The sequence below is a fragment of the Dietzia sp. NPDC055877 genome (genome assembly GCF_053615975.1).
The window spans coordinates 89,591-111,999 of record NZ_JBSHCV010000004.1 but is presented as its reverse complement, the minus strand read 5'-3'; the positions used below and the strand labels follow the sequence as shown (position 1 = coordinate 111,999).

General features: G+C 71.5%; 19 protein-coding genes. 7 read left to right on the top strand and 12 right to left on the bottom strand.

Annotated elements, in window-relative coordinates; genetic code table 11:
- Positions 1-3 precede the first annotated feature (3 nt).
- Positions 4-3,333 (bottom strand): error-prone DNA polymerase, encoded by a 3,330-nt coding sequence (locus ACWGLC_RS06710; protein ID WP_452099161.1) that lies wholly within the window; start codon positions 3,331-3,333, stop codon positions 4-6.
- A 54-nt stretch (positions 3,334-3,387) separates the two neighbouring features.
- Entirely contained in the window at positions 3,388-4,311 is a 924-nt protein-coding gene (locus tag ACWGLC_RS06705; protein ID WP_452099159.1) for a sucrase ferredoxin, read from the bottom strand.
- An 86-nt stretch (positions 4,312-4,397) separates the two neighbouring features.
- On the opposite strand from ACWGLC_RS06705, the gene ACWGLC_RS06700 reads away from it, so the two are divergent.
- Positions 4,398-5,042, top strand: coding sequence for an AMIN-like domain-containing (lipo)protein (locus tag ACWGLC_RS06700; protein WP_452099158.1), 645 nt, complete (start codon positions 4,398-4,400; stop codon positions 5,040-5,042).
- Positions 5,043-5,077: 35 nt separating this feature from the next.
- Here ACWGLC_RS06700 and ACWGLC_RS06695 read toward each other — a convergent pair whose 3' ends face one another.
- Positions 5,078-6,730 (bottom strand): DNA polymerase Y family protein, encoded by a 1,653-nt coding sequence (locus ACWGLC_RS06695; protein WP_452099157.1) that lies wholly within the window; start codon positions 6,728-6,730, stop codon positions 5,078-5,080.
- On the bottom strand, positions 6,727-7,629 hold the full coding sequence (locus tag ACWGLC_RS06690) for a hypothetical protein (RefSeq protein WP_452099156.1): 903 nt from the start codon (positions 7,627-7,629) through the stop codon (positions 6,727-6,729). Before ACWGLC_RS06690 ends, ACWGLC_RS06695 begins: the two co-directional genes overlap by 4 nt.
- Before the next feature lie 266 nt (positions 7,630-7,895).
- Between ACWGLC_RS06690 and ACWGLC_RS06685 the strand changes: the two genes are divergently transcribed.
- A complete protein-coding gene (locus ACWGLC_RS06685; RefSeq protein WP_452099155.1) occupies positions 7,896-8,849 on the top strand; it encodes an L-lactate dehydrogenase in 954 nt (317 codons plus the stop codon).
- 1 nt (position 8,850) lies between these two features.
- Here the strand turns inward: ACWGLC_RS06685 and ACWGLC_RS06680 are convergent, their stop codons facing one another.
- Positions 8,851-8,997 (bottom strand): hypothetical protein, encoded by a 147-nt coding sequence (locus ACWGLC_RS06680; RefSeq protein ID WP_230930168.1) that lies wholly within the window; start codon positions 8,995-8,997, stop codon positions 8,851-8,853.
- 208 nt (positions 8,998-9,205) lie between these two features.
- On the opposite strand from ACWGLC_RS06680, the gene ACWGLC_RS06675 reads away from it, so the two are divergent.
- Positions 9,206-9,613: a DUF6157 family protein gene (locus ACWGLC_RS06675; protein WP_452099154.1), complete on the top strand. Its 408-nt coding sequence runs from the start codon at positions 9,206-9,208 to the stop codon at positions 9,611-9,613.
- An 87-nt stretch (positions 9,614-9,700) separates the two neighbouring features.
- Here the strand turns inward: ACWGLC_RS06675 and ACWGLC_RS06670 are convergent, their stop codons facing one another.
- The 3 genes from ACWGLC_RS06670 to ACWGLC_RS06660 form a co-directional block, all read right to left on the bottom strand.
- Positions 9,701-10,360 (bottom strand): SGNH/GDSL hydrolase family protein, encoded by a 660-nt coding sequence (locus ACWGLC_RS06670; RefSeq protein ID WP_452099152.1) that lies wholly within the window; start codon positions 10,358-10,360, stop codon positions 9,701-9,703.
- A 270-nt stretch (positions 10,361-10,630) separates the two neighbouring features.
- Entirely contained in the window at positions 10,631-11,365 is a 735-nt protein-coding gene (locus tag ACWGLC_RS06665) for a LuxR C-terminal-related transcriptional regulator (RefSeq protein WP_452099323.1), read from the bottom strand.
- Positions 11,366-11,510: 145 nt separating this feature from the next.
- Positions 11,511-12,851, bottom strand: a complete 1,341-nt coding sequence (locus ACWGLC_RS06660) for an ATP-binding protein (RefSeq protein ID WP_452099151.1) — start codon at positions 12,849-12,851, stop codon at positions 11,511-11,513.
- A 123-nt stretch (positions 12,852-12,974) separates the two neighbouring features.
- On the opposite strand from ACWGLC_RS06660, the gene ACWGLC_RS06655 reads away from it, so the two are divergent.
- The 3 genes from ACWGLC_RS06655 to ACWGLC_RS06645 are packed head-to-tail and all read left to right on the top strand — an operon-like array spanning position 12,975 to position 15,444.
- Entirely contained in the window at positions 12,975-14,213 is a 1,239-nt protein-coding gene (locus ACWGLC_RS06655) for a PspC domain-containing protein (protein ID WP_452099150.1), read from the top strand.
- Positions 14,210-14,572, top strand: coding sequence for a hypothetical protein (locus ACWGLC_RS06650; RefSeq protein ID WP_452099149.1), 363 nt, complete (start codon positions 14,210-14,212; stop codon positions 14,570-14,572). Before ACWGLC_RS06655 ends, ACWGLC_RS06650 begins: the two co-directional genes overlap by 4 nt.
- Positions 14,573-14,631: 59 nt before the next feature.
- Positions 14,632-15,444 carry a hypothetical protein gene (locus ACWGLC_RS06645; RefSeq protein WP_452099148.1) on the top strand — a complete coding sequence of 271 codons (813 nt, stop codon included), beginning with the start codon at positions 14,632-14,634 and terminating at the stop codon, positions 15,442-15,444.
- A 1-nt stretch (position 15,445) separates the two neighbouring features.
- Here the strand turns inward: ACWGLC_RS06645 and guaA are convergent, their stop codons facing one another.
- From guaA to guaB, 4 genes are all read right to left on the bottom strand, one after another.
- Entirely contained in the window at positions 15,446-17,050 is a 1,605-nt protein-coding gene (gene guaA, locus ACWGLC_RS06640; RefSeq protein ID WP_452099147.1) for a glutamine-hydrolyzing GMP synthase, read from the bottom strand.
- A gap of 76 nt (positions 17,051-17,126) precedes the next feature.
- On the bottom strand, positions 17,127-18,890 hold the full coding sequence (locus tag ACWGLC_RS06635; protein WP_452099322.1) for an FAD-dependent oxidoreductase: 1,764 nt from the start codon (positions 18,888-18,890) through the stop codon (positions 17,127-17,129).
- A 207-nt stretch (positions 18,891-19,097) separates the two neighbouring features.
- A complete protein-coding gene (locus ACWGLC_RS06630; RefSeq protein WP_452099146.1) occupies positions 19,098-20,237 on the bottom strand; it encodes a GuaB3 family IMP dehydrogenase-related protein in 1,140 nt (379 codons plus the stop codon).
- A 7-nt stretch (positions 20,238-20,244) separates the two neighbouring features.
- Positions 20,245-21,780: an IMP dehydrogenase gene (gene guaB / locus ACWGLC_RS06625; protein ID WP_452099145.1), complete on the bottom strand. Its 1,536-nt coding sequence runs from the start codon at positions 21,778-21,780 to the stop codon at positions 20,245-20,247.
- Between the two features lie 134 nt (positions 21,781-21,914).
- On the opposite strand from guaB, the gene ACWGLC_RS06620 reads away from it, so the two are divergent.
- Positions 21,915-22,340 (top strand): DUF5319 domain-containing protein, encoded by a 426-nt coding sequence (locus ACWGLC_RS06620; RefSeq protein WP_452099144.1) that lies wholly within the window; start codon positions 21,915-21,917, stop codon positions 22,338-22,340.
- The last annotated feature ends 69 nt before the right edge of the window (positions 22,341-22,409 follow it).

Sequence of the window (22,409 nt, the reverse complement as noted above, 5' to 3'; positions counted from 1 at the left end):
CCGTCACCGGAAGTCCCGGCTGCGCCCGATCGCCAGCCCGAGATGGAGCCGTTCGACCTTGTCGGCCACCACGCTGACCGCTCCGGAACGGTTCTCGACGGTGCCGCGGATGATGAGCGCCGGGGCCGAGGAGACGACGGGCCGGTAGCGCGCCCAGAGCCCGACCGAGCACACGATGTTGGTCATGCCGGTCTCGTCCTCGAGGCTGAGGAAGGTCACCCCCTCTGCGGTGGCGGGCCGTTGCCGGTGGGTGACGGCCCCGGCCACCTGGACACGACTGCCGTCGGGGACGTGCGCGAGGCCGGCGGTGGTGGACACGCCTTGGGAGTCGAGCCAGGGGCGGGCGTGGATGGTCGGGTACTCCTCGGGGCTGATGCCGGTGGCGGTGAGGTCGGCGGAGGTGAGTTCGAGGACGCTCATCCCGGGTAGAGCAGGGGCGTCGACCTGACTGAGACCGGGCAGCATGCCGGGCTTCTCACGGGCCGCGGTGGCCGCCGACCACAGTGCCGCCCGCCGCCCACCGGTACCGAGACAGTCGAGTGCGCCGGCGGTGGCCAGGGCCTCCATCTGCCGGACGCTCAGACCGGTGCGTCCGGCGAGGTCACCGGCGGAGGTGTACGGGCCGTGGGTGTCGCGTTGGTCGGCGATGGTGGCGGCCAGGTCGGAGCCGATGGCCCGCACCGATTCCAGTCCGAGCCGCACCTCGGTTCCCTGGTTCTCGCAGGTGGCGCCGCCGAGGGAGCGGTTGACGCACGGCCTGTGCACGGTGACCCCGTGCCGCCGGGCATCGGCGACCAGTGACTGGGGCGAGTAGAACCCCATGGGCTGGCTGCGCAGCAGGGCGGCGCAGAAGATCGCCGGATGATGGCATTTGAACCACGCGGAGTAATAGACGATCGCGGCGAAGGACTGCGAGTGGCTCTCGGGGAAGCCGTAGTTGGCGAACGCGCACATCTTCTCCCAGATCCGCTCCCCCACCTCGGGCCCGGTGTCTGGGGTTCCGGGCGGGCTGGCACCGATACCGTGCCGGTCGCGCATGCCGGTGAAGAACCGCTCGCGCAGCCGGGCCATCTTCTCGGGTGAGCGTTTAGCGCCCATCGCGCGGCGCAGTTGGTCGGCTTCGGCTCCGGTGAAGCCGGCGATCTCGGTGGCGATCTGCATGAGTTGTTCCTGGAACAACGGGATGCCCAGGGTCCGGCCGAGGACGGGTTTGAGCGCGGGGTGGTCGAAGACCGGCTCCTCGAGACCGTTGCGCCGCCGGATGTAGGGATGGACGGAGCCGCCCTGAATGGGGCCGGGTCGGATGAGCGCGACCTCCACCACGAGGTCGTAGAAGGTGCGCGGTTTGAGTCGGGGCAGGGTGGCCATCTGGGCCCGGGACTCCACCTGGAACACGCCCACCGAATCGCCGCGGCACAGCATCTCGTAGACCTCCGGGTCGGCCAGGTCGAGTTGGGCGAGATCCACGTCGAGGTCTTTGTGTTCGGCCGCGAGGTCGATGGCGTGGCGTAGGGCCGTGAGCATCCCGAGCCCGAGCAGGTCGAACTTGACCAGCCCGACGGCAGCGCAGTCGTCCTTGTCCCATTGCAGGACGGTCCGCCCGGGCATGCGCGCCCATTCGACGGGCACCACATCGGCCACGGGCCGGTCGCAGATGACCATGCCGCCGGAGTGGATGCCCAGGTGCCGCGGCAGGCCGACGAGTCTGCGGGCCAGCGCGAGCACATCCTCGGGGATGGTGCGTTCGGCCGTCTCCCGGTCATGGTTCTTCAGCCCTGACCAGCGATCGACGCTCTTGGACCAGGCGTCCTGCTGCCCGGTGGAGTAGCCGAGCGCGCGGGCGACGTCGCGTACTGCCGACCGGCCGCGGTAGGTGATGACGTTGGCGACCTGCGCGGCATGCTCGCGCCCGTAGCGGGCGTAGACGTACTGGATGGCTTCTTCTCGCCGGCCGGATTCGATGTCCACGTCGATGTCTGGTGGACCGTCGCGTTCCGGGGACAGGAACCGCTCGAACAGCAGGTGGGCGCCCACGGGGTCGACGTTGGTGATGCCCAGGGAATAGCAGACGGCGGAGTTGGCGGCCGAGCCCCGCCCCTGACAGAGGATGCCCTCTCGTCGACAGAACTCGACGATGTCGTGGACCACGAGGAAGTACCCGGGGAAGCCGAGATCGGCGATCACCTCCAGTTCGCGATCGATCTGCGCGTACGCCTGGGGGGCCTGTTCCCGGGTGCCATAGCGGCGGGCGGCGCCGGCGTAGGCGTGGTGGGCGAGCATGCTGTCCTCGGTGTGGTCTGCGGGGACGTCGAAGGGCGGCAGCTCGGGCGCGATGAGGGAGAGGTCGAAGGCGCACTCCCGGCCCAGCCGGTCAGCGGCGGACACGGCGTGGGGCCAGCGCTCGAACAGGTCGGCCATCTCCTCTCCCGAGCGCAGGTAGGCACCCCCGGCGGCGGGCAGGTGGGCGGCGTGGCTCTCCAGCGCGTCACGAGCGCCGAGAGCGGCCATGACCGAGGCCAGACGCGCGTCCCGGGGGCCGGCGCAGTGTGCGGCGGTGGTGGCGACGACGACAAGACCCGCCTCCTCGGCGAGCCCGACCAGCGCGTCGCATCGTTCGGTGTCTTCTGGAACGCCGTGGCAGGTCAGCTCGACGATCACCCGGTCCCGTCCGAACAGGTCGACGAGCTGGCCCAGCGCCGTGCGGGCCGCCGCGACGTCGTGGTGGCCGGCTGCGGCGCCGTTTCTCTCGAGGGCACGTCGCACCCGGCCGAGTCGGCAGCCGGTGAGGATGTACCAGTGCCCGCCGGCGGCCTCGGCGAGTTCGGTGATCTCGTATCGCGGTTCGCTCTTGGCCCCGCCGCGCAGGTGGGCGTGGGCGATGGCACGCGAGAGCCGTCGGTAGCCCTCCTGCCCTCGGGCCAGGACGAGGAGGTGTTCGTCTCCGGGCAGGGATAGTTCCGCCCCGAACACGGTGGGCAGCCCGAGCTCCGCGGCTGCCTCGGCGAAGCGCACGACCCCGTACATCCCGTCATGGTCGGTGATCGCGAGCGCGGTGAGCCCCTGCTCGACGGCGGCTTCGACCATGGCCTCGGGAGAGGAGGCCCCGTCGAGGAAACTGAACGCGGTGTGCGCATGCAGTTCCGCGTACGGCACGCGGTCCTGCCCGTTCGACTCCGCCGGGTCCGGGGCCCTGTACGCGCCCCGCTTACGCGACCAGGCCGGGGTGTCGCCGCCGTCACCCGGATGCGGATTCTCGGGCCCGCGCGGGTTGGGCCGGCCGGACAGCACCCGTTCGAGTTCCGACCAGCTCTTGGGTCCGTGGTACCAGTTCACCGTGCACCACCTGCCCGCTGCGGGTGCAGCCCGCGGCGGGAAGAGTGCCCGTGGTCAGAGCGCGGTGAGGGACTCCACGACCCATGCCTTGGCATCGGTGGGCGGCTTGCGGCAGCTCTGCGAGCGGGCCGGGAGGGGCCGGGTGCCGGTCTCGACGCGCCACGCACGCCCGTCGGTGTGCCGGACAACCGCGACGTGGGGGCTATCGGGGTCGATGTCGACGACGAGGTCGTCGATCCCCGCATCCACATCGGCGTCCCGGACCGCCACTTCCGCGACCTGCCCGGCCGGCGGCCACGTGCTGCGACCACGCAGATGCTCGGTGACGACCCTGCCGTCCAACTCCGCCTCGACGATCCGGACCGCCAGGTCGGTCTCCGCGGGGCCGTACGTGTAACCGGTGCCGGGCAGCAGCAGGACCGGTGCGAAGCGGTGCCCTCCGGTATGCGAGCACTCCCACACCGCGGCCTCGGGATCGAGATCGCGCAGGCGCTCCCCCACCTGTTCGTCGAGTACGGCCGCGACGGGTCGACCGCGAACGGCACAGCACTGATCGCGCTTGGCATGGGTGCACACCAGCGGGACCGGCGCCATGACCTCGCGGGTTCCCGGCACGTCTCCGCCGGGCGAGAGATCCAGATCGAGCATGTCCTCAGGTCCCTCGACCCTGCCCACGCGGATGCTGCGGCTACCCGGCCGGGTGTCGCAGAGATAGAAGCGGTGGCGGTCGATGCGTTGGCCCTCGCGTCCGGGGCGCCGGATGAACAGCATGCGGGATCCGCAGTCCGCGACGTGCTTCCTGAGCCGCTCGGACAGCTCCTCGCCCAATGCCTCACCGTCGAAGATGTCGCGTCCCCAGCGTCCGGGAACCTCCAACAGGATCCACGAGGTCTCGTGGGCGGCGGTCCCTGCCGGCGGTTCGTCGTCGGACTGGAAGGAGCACCAGCTCGGCTGTGCGGCGGAATCGATGATTGACACGCCCCCATGGTGCCCCACGGGACAAGGATGTGTAACTGTAGCCACCTTGTGGGACAAAAGTGACTGGAGGGATCTAGCCTGGGAGTATGCGTATTCGACATCGCCGCCTTGCCGCGGCCGCCGCTCTCACCGCCGCCGCGTCGCTGGGGCTGGCGGGGTGCGGGGCCGACTCCTCGACCGATGCCCCCGTCTCCGGTCAGACCACCACCGCGGGTTCGTCTCCCGCCGCACTGGCCGACATCCTGTCGCCGGACGAGACCGAGGCCGCCGACCCGTCGAACGGCCCGTCCGATTCCTCGCCCAAGAGCGCGGAGGCGGACGAGTCCTCCCCCGATCGCACGCAGCTGGTCGTCTCCGAGATCCGCATGGGTGACTTCCAGGGCAAGGACCGCGTGGTCTTCGAGCTCGACGGCAGCGGCACCCCCAGCTACACGGTGGACTACGTGGACGCACCTGCCCAGCAGGGCAGCGGCTTCCCCATAGAGGTCTCCGGCGACTCGTTCCTCCAGGTGATGATCCACGGTCAGGTCCTGCCCACCGAGACCGACATGGAAGAGGCCCCTGTGGGTGTGATGACCGGCGATGCCGCGGCCGGGGTCACCGGCGTGGCCTTTGCCGGGCAGTTCGAGGGGCAGGCCCAGTCCGTGATCGGACTGGAGGGCACGGACCGCGGATTCTCCGCGTTCCTGCTGCAGAACCCGACCCGCCTGGTGGTCGACATCGAGCGCTGAGTCCCCGGACGCCTCGGGGACAACTGTCTGACCGTTCACTCGTAGACCCCCTCGACAGCCCATCCCCCCGGCTCGTCCCCGAGCGGGCGGCACAGCAGCAATGCCGCCGCCCTCTCGGGGACGACCTGCATCCGGGCCCGGGGCCGACGCGACGCGCCCCCGGGTGCGGGCTCCCACCACGCCTCGTCGACGGTCCACGGGCGTGACCAGCCCAGAAGCGGGCAGCGCCGCCCGCCCACCTCGACGACGGCGGGCCGACCACTGAGCAGGCCCCGCAGGGTCACCCCCACGGCGGTCCCGACCTCGGTGCGCAGCATGACTCCCCCGGACAGCGGAACCCGCGCAGCGACGGCGGCTCCCGGGTCACCGTTCTCGCGGATCTCCAGCAGATAACCCGGCCCCGGCCACACCACCGACGGTGACGGCGCCGGTAGCGCGCCCGGCCACGGGCCCCGGGCGACGGGCTCCGCGGGAGCGTCCCCGTACGGCAGCGACTGCACGCGCTCGGCCGGCCCACGCCCGCCCGCATCCACGGGGATGCGTACCGCCTCCGGCCCGAGCAGGCCCTGCACCCGCACCAGCGCGCGGTGGACCCGGGCCTCAGCCAGGCCCGCCTCACCCCACAGCCCTTCCTGCACGTGACCGGCGGGGACGACCTCCACCGGCTCGAGGGCCAGCGCGGTGACCGCTCCCCCGGCCCCGCCGGAGATCGCGGTACCGGTGAGCCAGCCCTCCAGCTGCCAGCGCAGTCGGTCGGCAGTGCCCTCCGGGGTCAGCGGCGCCGAGCATCGCCACACGCGGTTGACCTCCCGCCCGTCCTCCACGTGTGCAGTGATGGACAGCCTCAGGCAGGACACCCCTGCCGCCGCGAGCGTCTCGTGCAATTCGCCCGCCAACCGCCGTCCGAGGAATGCCGCCTCGTCGACGCGTTCCAGAGGCGGGTCGCACCGGTGCTCGATCGCGGACCCGGCCGGCACCGGGGTCACCGACGGCGGACGCCACGGCACAGCCCGAGCGATTCGGTGCGCGACGGTGCCCGCCTCACCGAAGCGGGTGGCCACGTCCCGGGGCGCGATCGCGGCGAAGTCACCGATCGTCCGCACGCCGAGCCGGTGCAGGAGTCCGACCAGTTCGGACAGCACCTCGAGATCCCCCAGCGCGGGCTCCACCACGAGAGCCCCCACGGGCAGGTCCGCCAGGTACTCGGCGTCCGCGCCCGGCTCGAGCAACGCCGATCCACGGGCTCCGAGCACCGCCGTGGGCAGCTCGTCCGCGAGCCCGACCTGGCACTCCACCCCGGCCGCCGCAACCGCGTCCATGACCCGGGTGACAACCTCCTCCACCCCGCCGTGGAACCGCAGTGCGCCGGCGGCGGAGAACACGAACAACCCGGGCCGCAATACCTCGATGCCCGGAACCACCGCGTCCAACGCCTGCACGACGGGCTCGAACCAGGCGGCATCGCGGGCCTCATCCGTCGCGACCACCACGAGCTCGGGACACCGGAACTGCGCCTCACGTCGACGTAGGCCGCGACGCACCCCGACCGCCCGCGCGACGGCGTTACACGCGAGCACGCCACGGGGCCCGACGACCGCCAGCGGCAGATGCAGGCCGTGCCCCTCGGCCCGGGCCGCCGCGACCGCCGGCCAGTCCGGGCACCACACCGCCATGACCCGGGCACTCATCCCGCCGCCACCCATTCCGCGGTCCGGGCGGGGGCCGCGCGGCCGGAGCAGCGCACCACGGTGGAGACCGAGGCCAGCCGGCCCGCCCCCGCGCCCAGCCCTCCGTAGCGGCAGTGCCGGCCCGCCAGCGTGAGCTCCGCCCCGGGCCAGCCGGGGCCCACGAGCAGCACCGCGCCCGCGGCCCGCACCCGGCCGGCGATCACTCGCGCGCGTGAGGGGGCCACAGCCGCGACACCGGGCCCGAGCAGGACCAGATCCAGTCCGTCGATCAGCACGGACACGACCGCCGCGGCGTCAGGCCCGGGGTCCGGGACCAGCGCCAGACAGTCCAGCCGGCCGCCCTGCTCCGCCACCGCCGCCACCCCGAACTCCGGCCACCCCACGACCGCACACCGGACCCCGGCAGCCGTGGCCGCGGCCAACAACCCGACCCGCAGCGTGGCGCTACCGCCGACCGCCGTGACCCGCCCCGCGGGCAGCACACCGCCTGGCAGAAGCCCGGCCACGGACCCCGGCACGGGCACCCCGGGCACCCCGGGCACCCCGGGCACTGCGGGAACCACCGGCGGCGCCGATGCCACCGACACCGCGAGCGGCGGGGAAACCGGCAGATCCCCGGGAGCAGCAGACCGCCCCGCCGAGATCACCGCCGCCGCCGCCGACGACGAATCCGACGGGGCCCCCGGAGCCTCGGGGAAGGCCCCTGTACCTTCAGATATCTCCGCACCCCCGGACGACGGGAAGTCCGTGGCGCCCGGGACCGACCGAGCTGCGGCCGGAAGTCCGCCACCGGGCATGGACGCCAGTCGACGCCGCAGCTCAGCCACCCGATCAGCAGTACCGAGCTCCGACAGGTCCGCACCCGAACGGTCGACAGCAGAACCGCGCACTACCATCATCAGAACCTTCCGCCACGGGCGACACGCCGCCAACGCCTAAATCGAACTATTTTTCGACCGTGACGAACAGTGAACACTACGGGTACGACACTGCGCAAGAACGCCTGTTCGATAGCGGTTCCTGTCGCTATCGCCCCCGGGGTGGCTGTTTCCGGTGATGCGGGAGGGCCCGGTGTGGGCGTTGTCGTCGTCGTTGTCGTCGTCGATCCTGCTGTTCATCCGGACTCCACCCACGATGTCGTACCGGGGGCCTACCCTCGGTGACCATGAAGGCCTCCATCGGGAATCGCATCGTGCTCATCGGCGCCGGGGACGTGGGTATCGCGTACGCGTATGCCCTGGTCAACCAGGGCCTGGCCGACCATCTGGCGATCATCGACATCGACCACGACAAGCTCGTCGGCGAGGTCATGGACCTCAACCACGGCGTCGTCTGGGCGCCCTCCCCCACCCTCGTCACCGAGGGCACCTACTCCGACTGCACCGACGCCACCATGGTCGTGATCTGCGCCGGCGCCGCACAGAAGCCCGGCGAGACCCGAATCGACCTCGTCGGCAAGAACATGACACTGTTCGAAAAGATCGTCGGTGACGTGATGGCGACCGGCTTCGACGGCATCCTGCTGGTCGCCACCAACCCCGTCGACATCCTCACCCAGGCCGCCTGGCGCTACTCCGGGCTGCCCGCGAGCCAGGTGATCGGCTCCGGCACCGTTCTCGACTCCGCACGGTTCCGGTTCATGCTCGGCGAGCACTACGGCGTCGCCCCCATGAGCGTGCACGCCTCGATCATCGGCGAGCACGGTGACACCGAGTTGCCCGTCTTCTCCTCCGCCAACGTCTCCGGGGTGCCCCTGCGGCGCGATCTCGACGGAGACCCGGCCAAGCGGGAGCGGCTCACCCAGATCTTCACCGAGACCAGGGACGCCGCCTATCGGATCATCGACTCCAAGGGCTCGACCAGCTACGGCATCGGTATGGGGCTGGCCCGCATCACGCGCGCGATCCTGCGCAACGAGCAGGTGTCACTGCCCGTCTCAACCCTGCTTCGGGGCGAGTACGGGCAGGAGGGCATCTACATCGGCGTGCCCGCCGTGATCGGGCGGACCGGCGTGCAGAGGGTGGTGGAACTGGAACTCGACGAGACCGAACGGCAACAGTTCGCCCGCAGCGCGAGTGCGCTGCGGGCGGTGTCGGAGCAGTTCGAGGTCCTGCGCTGAGTCAGGGAGCTCCGGGCGGATCGCTGGCCGGGAACGACTCCTCGCCCCACTCGTCGGCCAACTCGTCCTTCGAGTTCGGGCGGTTGTCCCGCTCGTCCTTCTCTTCCGACTTGTTCTCGGCGTGGTCAGAGTTCTGCGGATTCGACATGCACCACTCTCCTCCCGCCGCACCGGGGCGTGCGACGTGGTCCACGCTACCGGTCAGCGCGGTGGCTTCAACCGAATGGACTCGGGCGGGATTCAGGAAGCGTTCAGCGGACGGGAGAAGCTGGTCGGACGTTCGGCGGCCCGGCTCGATCCGGGGATTCGGGGGCAGTCCGACGCGATCAGGTGAACGATGGGACCGAGAGAGGGAGATGACCGTGCACACCACCGATTACACCGACACCCTGATCCTTCCCGCGCCAGACACCAAGACGCAGACGGCGACGGCCCCGCCGGCCGGTAAAGGATCGATCGCCGAGCTGCAGTACGAGCGGCTCTCGGCCGGCGACTACGTCTGGACCAGCGACGACCTGATCTTCGATGTGCACTGCCAGCGCAAGGGGATCGCCGAAGCCGACCGGCCCGCTGCACGCGCGCAGTTCTTCTCCACAGGGCAGCCGTGCCTGCGCACCTCGCCGCTGGCCAAAACCTACGGCTGGGCGTTGCACTTCGATTCCGCCGGGCGGATCGCGCTGGTGCCCATGGGTTCCGAGCGCGTGGCCGACCTGGAAGCCGATCCGGCAGTGACCGTCAAAGCCGCGATGAGGAGCTCGCGCTGACCCGATGTGGATCGGGACGGGCTCGGTTCTGGCGGACGGTTCCGGGTTGCCGGGTTGCCGGGTTGCGGGGTTGCCGGGTTGCCGGGTTCAGCTTCTAACCTGGCGCTGGTTCCAGCCGGGCTCGGCGTCCGGGAGAGCGCGCAGCCAGTCCAGGACCGGGCGGGTGATCGCCTCCGCGAACTGCGCGTATCCGCCTGGGCCGGGGTGCGCGCCGTCCCCCGCGGCCACCTCGCGCATCCACGCCCCGCCGGGCCGCAGCGCATCGAAGGTCGGCACGAATGGAACACCCGCCTCGGCGCACACGGACGCGATCGCCTCCGCGCGGGCCACGGTGCGCGCATTGACCTCGTCCCACAGGACCGGCGGCGGGCCGACCACCAGGAACCGCCCTCGCGGCGCCCGGCCGATCATGCCGCGCAGCGCCGCGACCGTTCCCTGCTCATCGACCCGTTCGACCTCGACACCGGGCTCGGCCCCCGCGACATGCATGACGTCGTTGACCCCGAACTCGGCGATCACGGCGGTGGTCGGGAACGCGGCCCGACGCCGGTCGACCTCATCCCAGCGGGCCAGGATCATCTCCGAGGTGTCCCCGCCGATCCCCGCGACCGTGGCGTGCAGGTGCAGATCCTCGCGGGCGGCTGCCTCCACCAGGAGCGCGGTCCAGCCGCGGCCGGTCTCGTCGCCGTAACCGGCCACGAACGAGTCGCCGATGATGCACACGGGCAGGTCGCGGGGTTCGGTCACGACGTCACAGTAGCGTCGTCGACAGGAATTCGTGCACGGTCACTCGGCCGATGAGTCACATTGCGCTCCGCGGCGGCGAGCGGTCAATACGACGAAACCCATTCCGCGACCTGGGAGAACGTGAGCGGGTCGGACCACTCGCCGGGGAGGCGGCGGGTACGTGCGGAGCAGGCAGGGCGGGCCGGGCAACTGGTCGGCCTCACCTCAGCGGTCCGGGCTGCGAACCGAGCGAAACCGGGAGCGCCGGGCGAGCGGGCGGCCGACCCGCGATCAGTCGAGGTGGCGGGACTGCGCCCAGCGGGTCAGCGCGTGCCGGTTCGACTGCTGGGTCTTGCGCAGCACGTTCGAGGCGTGTGTCTCCACGGTCTTGACCGAGATGAACAGCTCCTCGGCGATCTCCTTGTACGTGTAGCCGCGGGCGAGCAGCCGCAACACCTCTTTCTCGCGCGGGGTGAGGGAGTCGACCTCGGGGTCGTGCACGGGCTCACCGCGATCCTCGGGCCCGGGGGCGGCGCGGGCGAAGGCATCCAGCACGAAGCCGGCCAGTCGCGGGGAGAACACGGCGTCGCCGTCGGCCACCCGGCGCACGGCATCGGCCAGCTCGTCGCCGGAGATGGTCTTGGTGACGTAGCCGCGGGCGCCGGAGCGGATCACGGCGATCACGTCCTCGGCTGCATCCGAGACGCTCAGCGCGAGGAAGGTCGGCACGTGCGCGGCCTCCGCCTGCGCACCGCCGGACGTCGCGCCGGGGCCCACAGCGCTCGAGCCAGAAGCCGCCGAGCCAGCAGAGCCCGAACCAACCGAGCTCGAGCCAGCAGCACCGGACGCCAGCACCGATCGCAGCACGGCCATGCCGCCACCGTCGGGCATGTGGACGTCGAGCAGCACCACATCAGGTTGCACGCGCCCGATCCCGGCTACCGCCTCGGCCACGGAGCCGGCCTCGCCGACTACCTCGATCGCGGCCTGGCCACCCAGTTCGGCGCGCACGCCGCTGCGGAACACCGCATGGTCGTCGACGAGGAAGACGCGGCACGCCCTACTGCCGGCCGCGCCGGCCCCACCGACCGCAGCCGCGCCAGACTCCCCGGCCGAAGCCGCACCGGCCACGCCGCCCACCACCGGCTCACCCGTCACCTGCGCACCTGCATCATTCGCCCTCCAGCGGCATCTCGATCCCGATCTCGGTCCCCCGCCCGAGCGTACTGCGCACGGTGACGGCGCCCCCGCGACTCTCCACGCGGTGCCGGATCGACTGCGCGAGTCCGTGTCTGTCGGCGGAGACCGCGTCGGGGTCGAAGCCGGCGCCGCGGTCGCGGACGAACGCACTCAGCACGCGCCCGTCGTTCTCCACGAAGACGTCCGCGGTGTCGACGCCGGCGTGCTTGGCGACGTTGACCAGCGCCTCGCGGACCGCGCCGAGGACGGCCTCCTCCGTGTCGCCGACCGCGCCGTCGCCCCCCACCACCACCTGGTCGATGCGCAGTCCGTACGCGTCCTCGAGGTCGCCGACCATCACCTCGACCGCCCCGGCCACGGTGGTCGCCCCGGACGACATGCGCGAGCCGGCGCCGAAGAGCCACTGCCGCAGTTCGCGTTCCTGGCGTCGGGCCAGGCGCGTGACCTGCGCGGGGTCGTCGGAGCGCTTCTGGATCAGGGCGAGGGTCTGGAGGACGGAATCGTGCAGGTGGGAGGCGATGTCACTGCGCTCGGCCTCCCGGATCCGCGCAGCACGTTCCTCCTCGAGCGAGTGCCACAGCCGCAGCCCGACGGGGACCGACAGCAGTCCGACGCCGACCAGCGTCGCGACCACCGCGAGGAGAGACGACCGGAGTGCGGCGAACTCGACCTGTCCCAGGACGACGACCGCGAGTCCGACGACGACGAGGGTCGCCCCTGCCGTGACACGGGCCCAGTCGAAGGCGGACCGTGGTGAGACCTTTCCCCCGCGGTCGTACTGCTGCCAGACGAGCCCGGCGCCCAGGGCCACCACGAGGACGGGGACGATGACGTTCAGTCCCGTGGCGGTGGTCAGCATGAACGACAGCACCGCGCCCACCATCGCGACCGCGACCAGCGCCTTGCCGTGTCGGCGTTCGCGCGGATCGACGGGGGGCGCGTCCACGCGGGCGGGGGCGGACGGCAGGAGCACCCACAGCGCCGAGTACAGGACCACGCCGGCACCGGAGAGGATGGCGAACAGAACCATGGCCAGCCGCACGTGGGTGACCTTGACGCCGAGGTGCTCGGCCAGGCCCGCGCACACGCCGCCCACGACGGAGGCGTCGGTGACCCGGGTCAGCCGTGGGTACCACCGGAAGCCGGCCGGAACCGTGCCGGGCGGACGCAGCGCCGGGGCACCCGGCGGCACCGGGCCGCGCGGCCCCGGGCGCGTCGCGGGCCCGTTTGCCGGAGCGGGCGGGCCCGCGGATTCGGCGTCCGACGCACGCACGGGCTCGACCGGCGCGGGGTCGGTCGCGTTCTCACTCATGAAACCAATGGTCACAGATCGTCCCGGGGTCCGCATCGGGGGCCGACCCTGAGATTCCCGGGGTCCGGATATCAGGGTCGGTCCCCGATGTGCCCGGGCCCCCGGCCGAGCACGATGTGAGTCATGTCCAGCACGAGTACCCACGACCTGTCAGCAGAACTCCGCTCCCTGTGGCGGACCCGTCCCGTCCGGACCCCGGATGATTCCAAGATCGCCGGCGTCTGTGGCGGATTCGGTCGGCGCTACGGCATCGACCCGGTGCTCATCCGCGTCGCGTTCGTCATCGCCGCCCTCTGGGGTGGCGCGGGTGTGTTCCTCTACGCGCTGATGTGGCTGCTGCTCCGTGCCGCCGGAGACGAGGCGTCCAAGGGCGAGGCGCTCATCGGCCGGGGCCGGGCGTCCGGGTCCAAGCTGACGGCGGTGGCGCTCGTCGTCGTCGTCCTCATCTCGGCTCCGACCTTCGGCGGTTCCGGGCAGACCTTCCTGCTCGGCGCCGGGTTCCTCATGACCGCGGCGATGCTGGTCGGCTGGTACGGGTTGTTCCGACGCTCCCCCGAGCCGCCGGTCGGCTGGGCCGACGTGTCGGCGCCGCGTGCCCCGGGCGCAGGGTACGGCGCCGGTGGTCCGGCCGGCGCGACCCACCCGGGCGCCGCCCCCGGCCCGTGGCAGGAGCCCGGCTCCGGCCCCGACGCCCCGCACGGCCCGCCGGTCCCGCCGTCGTGGGATCCGCTCGGCGCCGCCCCCTTCGCGTGGGACCTGCCCGAGCCCGGCATCCACATCGCCGACAAGGCGCAGCCCGCCCGCAGGTCGCGGCTGACCAAGATCACGCTCGGTCTGGCGCTCATCGCCGCGGCAGTCGCCGCCGGCTTGTCCACGATCGGCGGTCTGGCCTGGCTGGACGCGACGCGCATCGCCGCGGTCGCCCTGGCCGTGGTGGCCGGTGGACTGCTCATCGGCGCGTTCACCCGCCGGGGTCACGGGCTGCTGGTGGTGGCCGGCCCGCTCGCCGGGTTCGTGCTGCTGGCCTCGCTCGTCCAGGTGCCCGAGGGCGGCTGGGAGACGATCGGCGAGAAGCGGGTGGCGATCACCTCCCCCGAGCAGCTGAACGTCCCGGTCGCCCATGAGCTCGGCTCGGTCCGTGTCGATCTGCGCGGACTCGAACTCGACCGCGACCGCACCTACAGCATCTCCAACGAGGTCGGCGAGGTGCGCGTGCAACTGCCCGAGGGCCTCGAGGTGGACGCGAACTGCCGCGTCGAGGTGGGCAGCATCGACTGCCCCGCCCCGTCCGAGAACCCCGACGGCCCCGTACTGACCCTGGATGTCTCCACCGAGATGGGAAGCGTGAAGGTGACCCGATGAACACCATGAACCCGCAAGACCAGTTCCCCGAGCAGCCATTCCGCGAACAACCGTTCCCCGAGCAACCGCTGTACGAGCCGCTGCCGTACGGGACCGGGTTCTCGAACCCGCAGCCGCTGGGCTTCGGTGTCGGGCCGGTGGAGCTCAGGGTGGCGGCCGCGGGCACGACCGGGAGCGCCGTGGAGGTGACCGACCGCAAGCGGGCCGGGTCGCCGATCCTGGCGGTGGCGGGTCTCCTCTCGATGGCGGTGGCCGTGTGGGCGATCCTCGGCGGGCCGGTCATCACCCCGACAATCCTGCTGGCCGGTGGGCTCGTGCTCACCGTGCTCGTGGGGCTCATCATGGTGGTCCGGCGCTGACCCACTCCGTGGCCGCGGCCGGTCCCTGGTCCGGATCCGCGGCCCGATATGGTCGGGCGATGCCCGTCCCGTCCGACCCCGCGCGTCCCGAGTCCGACAACCCGGCGTCAGGCGGTCCGTCACCCGAGGAGGCGTCCGCCGACGCGGCGGCGACGGTCGACCGGGTCTGGGAGCTGCGGCGACGGGCGGAGGAACGGCCCTGGTGGCAACGGCCGGCCGTGGGTGTCCTGGCCGCGACCGGGTTCACGCTGATCGCCAATCCGGCTCTGCTTCCCGGTGGCCTCGCGGTGTCCCTGACCGGTCTGGTCGTCATCGTGGCGGCGGCGGTCATCGCCGCCGTCATCGCTGTTCGACGCGCGAGCCTCCGGGGCCACAGCGGCAGCATCGAGATGCCGGAGCCGCCGGGACACCGGTGGTGGCGTAGCCCCGCGCTCGCCGGCCCCGCCGTGTTCACCGTGGTCTTCCTCGGCAATCTCGTCGGCGCGTTTGACCACTGGCCGATCCTCGTCGCCACCGCGGTCCTCGTCGGGATCGCTCTGGTGCGCACCTTCCCCCGGTACGAGACCGCCGACCACATCGCCGGGAGCCGGCTGCAGAATCCGCCCGAACTGACGGCTGACACCGCGGCCGCTCTCTCCGACGGCTCGCTCGCGACGGACGTGCTGGAGCTGCTCGTCCTGCAACACCACACCGGCGAGCGGCGCATCTCGTGGTGCGCTGACGTCCTCGGCACCGACGCCGCCGACATCCGGGACCGCATCGCCCGCGGCCGGCGCTGGCTCGAACTCCCGGCGACCGAGGTCCACGCCCTCGCCACCGCAAGCTGGGTCCGGCTCTCCGGCGAGGGGCGCAGGGCGCTCTCCTACGCCTGAGTCACTCCCACTCGATGGTCCCCGGCGGCTTGCTCGTGATGTCCAGCACGACGCGGTTGACGTCCGGGACCTCGTTGGTGATGCGGTTCGAGATCAGGGCCAGCGTCTCGTACGGCACCCGGGTCCAGTCGGCGGTCATCGCGTCCTCGGAGCTCACCGGCCGCAGCACGATCGGGTGCCCGTAGGTGCGGCCGTCGCCCTGCACGCCCACCGAGCGCACGTCTGCCAGGAGCACGACCGGGCACTGCCACACGGTGGAGTCCAGGCCGGCGGCGGTCATCTCCTCGCGCGCGATCGCATCGGCCGCTCGCAGGGTGTCGAGCCGCTGTTCGTCCACCGCGCCGACGATGCGGATCCCCAGCCCCGGGCCGGGGAACGGGTGGCGGCCGACGATCGCCTCGGGCAGGCCGAGCTCCCGGCCCACGGCCCGGACCTCGTCCTTGAACAGCAGTCGCAGCGGCTCGACGAGGGTGAACTCCACGTCGTCGGGCAGGCCGCCCACGTTGTGGTGGCTCTTGATGGTGGCCGTTCCGGAGCCGCCGCCGGACTCCACGACGTCCGGGTAGAGGGTGCCCTGGACGAGAAAGTCGACGGACTCGGCGTCGTCCCCCTGGAGCTCCAGCGCCCGGGCGACGGCGCGCTCGAAGGACCGGATGAACTCGCGGCCGATGATCTTGCGCTTGGTCTCGGGATCGGTGACCCCGGCCAGGTGGCCGAGGAACACGTCCGCATCGTCCAGCGTGATGAGCGGGGCGCCGATGGCGGCGGCGAAGTCGGTCTCGACCTGCTCCCGCTCCCCCGCACGCAGCAGTCCGTGGTCGACGAACACACAGGTGAGGCGATCGCCGATCGCGCGCTGCACGAGCGCGGCCGCGACGGCCGAGTCCACGCCGCCGGACAGACCGCAGATCGCGCGGCCGTCGCCGACCTGCTCGCGCACGGCCTCGATGAGCTGCTCGGCGATGTTGGCCGCGGTCCACGAGGGCTCGAGTCCGGCGACCTCGGTGAGGAAGCGGCTCAGCACCTGCTGGCCGTGCGGCGAGTGCAGCACCTCGGGGTGGTACTGCACCCCGGCCATCCGGCGCTCGGGGCACTCGAAGGCGGCGACCGGAGCGCCCGGCGAGGAAGCGGTCACGGCGAAGCCCTCGGGCGCGGCGGTCACGGCATCGCCGTGGCTCATCCACACCGGGTGGTGCCCGGGCATCCCCGCGTGCAGCACGCCCCCGTCCACCGTCATGTCGGTGCGGCCGTACTCGCGGTTCCCGGTCTGCGCCACCTCGCCGCCGAGCGCCCGGGCCATCGCCTGGAAGCCGTAGCAGATGCCGAACACCGGCAGGCCCAGCTCGAACACGGCCGGATCGAGCGACGGCGCGTCCTCGGCGTACACGCTGGACGGCCCACCGGACAGGATCAGGGCGACCGGGTTCTTGGCCCGGATCTCCTCCACCGTCGCGGTGTGCGGGATCACCTCGGAGTAGACGCGGGCCTCACGCACGCGCCGCGCGATGAGCTGCGCGTACTGGGCGCCGAAGTCGACGACGAGCACCGGTCGCGGTGCCGCCGCCTCTGCGGTGAGCTGGGAATCGGTCGTTGCGTTCTCGGCCACGCGCCCGAGTCTATGCGCCACGTCGTCGTCGTCGTACTCAGGCCGTCCCCGCCCGCCCCCACGTCACGCTCGGAGCTCAGCTCACCCCGACGATCGGCAGCCGCAGCGCGCCCGGTGCCGCCTCGGGCACGACCGGCGACCTCGGCGCCACCGGCGCGATCCTCTGGTAGGCCTCGCCCTGCGCCGGCCGCGCGTCGGCCTCGCCCTTGTTGGGCCACAGCGACATGGCGCGCTCGGCCTGCGCGGTGATGCTCAGCGCCGGGTTGACGCCGAGGTTCGCCGAGATCGCGGAGCCGTCGACGATGTGCATGGTCGGGTAGTTCCACACACGGTGGTACGGGTCCACCACGCCGCTCTCGGGCGAGTCCGAGATGGCGCAGCCGCCGAGGAAGTGCGCGGTCATCGGCATGTTGAAGATGTCGCCGACAGTGCCGCCGGGCGTGCCGTCGATCTTGTCCGCGATCCGCCGGGTGGCCTCGTTGCCCTGGGGGATCCAGGTCGGGTTGGGCTCGCCGTGCCCCTGCCTACTGGAGACGTACCGGAACGGCCCGAAGCGCTTGACGAAGGTCTGCAGCGAGTTGTCCAGGTTCTGCATGACCAGCACGATCACCGTGCGCTGGCTCCACCGGCGGTAGTTGAACATCTTGGCGGCCCGCAGGGGGTTGCGCACGATCTCGAGCAGGAGCGACAGCCAGCGCGGGACGCCGTCCTTGCCGTCGGTGAGCAGGGTCTGCAGCATCGCGATGGCGTTGGAGCCCTTGCCGTAGCGGACGGGCTCGATGTGGGTGTCGGGGCGCGGATGGAACGAGGAGGTGATGGCCACGCCCTCGGAGAAGTCCCGCTCCGGGATGTACTCGTCACCCATCGCCCCGAGTATCGACTCGGAGTTGGTGCGGGTGAGCCCGCCGAGCGCGCCCGACAGCCGCGGCAGCGAGCCGTCGTCCTTGGCGTAGTGCAGCAGGTGCTGGGTGCCCCAGGTTCCCGCGGCGACCACCACGTGGGCCGCGGTCATGGTGCCGGGTCGCTTACCTCGCCTGGTCCAGGCGCCCGTGCGCTCGACGGTCACCTCCCACGTGCCGTCGCCGCGCTCGCGCAGCCCGCTGACCGTGGTGCGGTCCAGGATGCGGGCGCCGGCGCGCTCTGCCAGGCCGAGGTAGTTCTTGACGAGCGTGTTCTTGGCGCCGTGCCGGCAACCGGTCATGCACTCGCCGCACTCGATGCAGGCCGTGCGGTCCGGGCCCACGCCGCCGAAGAACGGGTCGGGGACGGTCTCGCCCGGCTTGCCCTGGCCGCCGGTCTTCTCGCCGAAAAAGACGCCGACCGGGGTGTAGACAAACGTGTCCTCGGCCCCCATGTCGCGCGCGACCTCCTTGACGACCGTGTCGGAGTGCGTGTGGCTGGGGTTGGTGACGACGCCAAGCATGCGGCGGCCCTGGTCGTAGAACGGGGACAGTTCCTCGTCCCAGTCGGTGATGTGCGCCCACTGGGGATCAGTGAAGAACGGCTCCGACGGTTTGTACAGGGTGTTGGCGTAGTTGAGCGAGCCGCCGCCCACGCCGGCCCCGGCCATAACCAGGACGTCGCGCAGCATATGCAGGCGCTGCACCCCGAACAGGCCGAGCTTGGGGGCCCACACGAACTTGTTGAGCCGCCAGGAGGTCTTGGCGAAGTCGGAGTCGGCAAACCGTCGGCCGGCCTCCACGACCGTGACCCGGTAACCCTTCTCCGTCAGCCGCAGCGCGGTGACGCTGCCACCGAAGCCGGAGCCGACGACGATCACGTCCGTGTCGGTGGGCGAGGTGGCCGCGGGATCGGTTGGCTGCTGTGGGGACGACGTCATGGCGAAACTCTCCGGATCGAGATCAATGGTGTGGGTCACATTACTACCCGGTCACCTGAACCTACCCGACAGTAGGTCGCCTTTTGTCAGGCGCCCTGCGGTCAACTGGACACACGACCATTTTCGGCTCGGCCCTCCCCTACGCCGCGCGAACGACCGCACCCCGCAGCCGTGGCGGCTGCGGGGTGCGCGAAGTCGACCGGGGTGTCAGGTGCGGACCGACAGGTCCGCCTTCTGAAAGCCCTTGACGTCGGTGTAACCACACTTGGCCATGGCTCGACGCAGACCGCCCATGAGGTTGCGGGTGCCGTCGGGCACGTTCGTGGGTCCCTCCAGCACCTCGGTGAGCGGCGCGAGGTGGTTCTCGTCATCCGTCTCGGCCACGTGGCCGCGGGGCACGTTGGGGTGCGCGGAGACGGCGTCCCAGTACACGCCCCGGCCCGGGGACTCCAAGGCTCCGGCGAGCAGCGGGCCCAGCGCCACGGCGTCGGCACCGCACGCGACGGCGCGGGCGATGTCACCGGAGGTGTAGATGTCGCCGTCGGCGATCACGTGGACGTAGCGCCCGCCGGTCTCGTCGAGGTAGTCGCGGCGGGCGGCGGCGGCGTCGGCGATCGCGGAGGCCATGTGAACCTCCATGCCGAGCACGGGTCCGGTGGTGGTGACACCCTCGACACCGCCGTAGCCCACGATCACCCCGGCCGCACCGGTGCGCATGAGGTGTAGCGCGGTCTTGTAGTCCACCACGCCGCCGGCGATCACCGGCACGTCCAGCCCGCCGATGAAATCCTTGAGGTTGAGCGGCTCGTCCTCGCCGCTGACGTGCTCGGCGGAGATGATCGTGCCCTGCACGACCAGCATGTCGATACCGGCCGCGATGAGGCCCGGCGTGAGCTCACGCGCGTGCTGCGGCGAGACGCGCACGGCGACCGTCGCCCCCTCGTCGCGGATCTTCTGGACGGCGCCGGCGAGCAGCTCCCGGTCGATGGGCGCCCGGTGCAGCTCCTGCAGGCGCGCGACGGCGCGGTGGCCGGTCCTGTCCTCCAGCGCGATGTCGCGCAGCTCGGCGATGGCCGCCTCGGGGTCGGCGTGGCGGCCCCACAGGCCCTCGCCGTTGAGCACGGCCAGTCCACCCAGGTTGGAGAAGGCCACCGCCGACGACGGCGAGACGACCGCGTCCGTCGGGTGGGTCATCACGGGGATGTCCATCTGATAGGCGTCGATCTGCCAGGAGGTCGACACCTCCTTGGAGCTGCGGGTGCGTCGCGACGGGACGAGGTCGACCTCGCCCAGCCCGTACATGCGGCGGGCCTCGCGGCCCAGGCCGATCTCAACGACATCTCGCACGGTGGTCTCAGTCCTTGACGTTGTAGTTGGGTGCCTCGACGGTCATCTGGATCGCGTGCGGGTGGCTCTCCTTGAGCCCCGCGGCCGTGATCTGGACGAACTGTGCACGGTTCATCTCGGGGATCGTGGCGGAGCCGGTGTAGCCCATGCCCGCGCGCAGGCCGCCGTTGAGCTGGTGGAGGACCTGCCCCACATCGCCGCGGAACGGCACCCGTCCCTCGATGCCCTCCGGCACCAGCTTCTCCTCGGACAGCACATCGTCCTGGAAGTAGCGGTCCTTGGAGAAGGACTGCTCGGCGCCCGGCTTCCCGCGTCCGCGCATCGCGCCGAGCGAGCCCATGCCCCGGTAGACCTTGAACTGCTTGCCGTCGACGAAGATCAGCTCTCCTGGCGACTCGGTACAACCGGCCAGGAGCGAGCCGAACATGCAGGCCGACGCCCCAGCGGCGATCGCCTTGGCCACGTCGCCCGAGTACTGCATGCCGCCGTCGGCGATCACGGGGATGCCCGCCGCCTTGGCCGCCACCGACGCCTCGAGCAGGGCGGTGATCTGCGGGGCCCCCACGCCGGCCACGACGCGGGTCGTGCAGATCGAGCCGGGGCCGATGCCCACCTTGATGGCGTCCGCGCCGGCGTCGATCATGGCCTGCGCGGCGCCGCGGGTGGCGAGATTGCCGCCGATGACCTGGACACGGTCGCCGAACTCACGCTTGACGCGGGCGACCATGTCGAGCGCGTTGCGGTTGTGGGCGTGCGCGGTGTCCACGACGAGGGCGTCGACACCGGCCTCCGCGAGGGCGCCGGCGCGCTGCCAGGCGTCCTCGCCGGTGCCGATCGCGGCGGCCACACGCAGGCGGCCGTCGGCGTCCTTGGTGGCGTCAGGGTGCTTCTCGGTCTTGACGAAGTCCTTGACGGTGATCAGGCCGGTGAGACGGCCGTCGCCGTCCACGATCGGGAGCTTCTCGATCTTGTGGCGGCGCAGCAGGCCCAGTGCGGCCTCAGCAGTGACCCCCTCACGGGCGACGACGAGAGGCGCTCGCGTCATGACCTCGTCCACCCGGCGCGACTTGTCCACCTCGAAACGCATGTCGCGGTTGGTGATGATGCCCACCAGCTCCCCGCGCTCGTCGGTCACCGGCAGGCCGGAGATGCGGTAACGGGCACACAACTGGTCGACCTCCGCCAGCGTGGCGGAGGGCTTGCAGGTGACCGGGTCAGTGACCATGCCCGCCTCGGACCGCTTGACGGTGTCGACCTGGGCTGCCTGGTCCGCGACCGAGAGGTTGCGGTGGAGCACGCCGATGCCGCCCTGTCGGGCCATCGCGATGGCCATCCGCGCCTCGGTGACCGTGTCCATGGCAGACGAGACGAGCGGTACCCGCAGAGTGATCTCGCGCGTCAACTGGGTGCTCGTGTCGACCTCGCTCGGGACCACCTCGGAAGCGGCCGGGAGCAGCAGCACATCGTCGAAGGTCAGGCCGACCATCGCGACCTTGGTCGGGTCGTCGCCGCCGGTGCGCACGGGGCCATGCGACTCGCTCATCTGCCGTCCTCCTGGGGGTCGTCTCGGTAGTCGTTCCGAGGATAGTGGCTTCCGGGCCCCAGGCTCGAACCGTCGACCCCGTTGCGCGTGGTCCGTGGTCCCCACAGGCCGGTGAGCACGGGTACGGTGGAGTCGTGGACGATCCCCTTCGGCATGGCATGCCGCCCGACCCGTTCGCCGGCGACCCGGATGATCCGGCCGCGGAGCTGGCCGAGTTCGACCCGGTTGACGACGAGATCCCGGCCGGCCCTCTCGATCCGGATGAGCGACTGGCCATCGAGGAGGACCTGGCGGATCTCGTGGAGTTCCGCCGCCTGCTCGCCCCGATCGGGGTCAAGGGCGTGGCCGTGCAGTGCGAGGACTGCGCCGAGGAGCACTACCACGAGTGGGACATGCTGCGCGCGAACCTCATGCAGCTCCTCCAGGACGGTTCTCTCCTGCCGCACGAGCCGGCCTTCGATCCCGTCCCGGACGATTATGTGACGTGGGAGTACTGCCGCGGCTACGCGGATGCGGCTCGCGCGCTGCGGCCCCCGCGCAAGTTGAACTGGCGCCGCTGATCCGCTCGGACCGGCGCCCGATACGCCGAACCGGCCCCAGCCCTCATGAGGAGGAGCTGGGGCCGGTCC

What these genes read in the sequence shown, in the direction of transcription:
- ACWGLC_RS06700 (WP_452099158.1), top strand. Translation starts at nt 4,398, where the DNA reads ATGCGTATTCGACATCGCCGCCTTGCCGCGGCCGCCGCTCTCACCGCC.
- ACWGLC_RS06695 (WP_452099157.1), bottom strand. Translation starts at nt 6,730, where the DNA reads ATGAGTGCCCGGGTCATGGCGGTGTGGTGCCCGGACTGGCCGGCGGTC.
- ACWGLC_RS06690 (WP_452099156.1), bottom strand. Translation starts at nt 7,629, where the DNA reads ATGATGGTAGTGCGCGGTTCTGCTGTCGACCGTTCGGGTGCGGACCTG.
- ACWGLC_RS06685 (WP_452099155.1), top strand. Translation starts at nt 7,896, where the DNA reads ATGAAGGCCTCCATCGGGAATCGCATCGTGCTCATCGGCGCCGGGGAC.
- ACWGLC_RS06680 (WP_230930168.1), bottom strand. Translation starts at nt 8,997, where the DNA reads ATGTCGAATCCGCAGAACTCTGACCACGCCGAGAACAAGTCGGAAGAG.
- ACWGLC_RS06675 (WP_452099154.1), top strand. Translation starts at nt 9,206, where the DNA reads ATGACCGTGCACACCACCGATTACACCGACACCCTGATCCTTCCCGCG.
- ACWGLC_RS06660 (WP_452099151.1), bottom strand. Translation starts at nt 12,851, where the DNA reads ATGAGTGAGAACGCGACCGACCCCGCGCCGGTCGAGCCCGTGCGTGCG.
- ACWGLC_RS06655 (WP_452099150.1), top strand. Translation starts at nt 12,975, where the DNA reads ATGTCCAGCACGAGTACCCACGACCTGTCAGCAGAACTCCGCTCCCTG.
- ACWGLC_RS06650 (WP_452099149.1), top strand. Translation starts at nt 14,210, where the DNA reads ATGAACACCATGAACCCGCAAGACCAGTTCCCCGAGCAGCCATTCCGC.
- ACWGLC_RS06645 (WP_452099148.1), top strand. Translation starts at nt 14,632, where the DNA reads ATGCCCGTCCCGTCCGACCCCGCGCGTCCCGAGTCCGACAACCCGGCG.
- ACWGLC_RS06635 (WP_452099322.1), bottom strand. Translation starts at nt 18,890, where the DNA reads ATGACGTCGTCCCCACAGCAGCCAACCGATCCCGCGGCCACCTCGCCC.
- guaB (WP_452099145.1), bottom strand. Translation starts at nt 21,780, where the DNA reads ATGAGCGAGTCGCATGGCCCCGTGCGCACCGGCGGCGACGACCCGACC.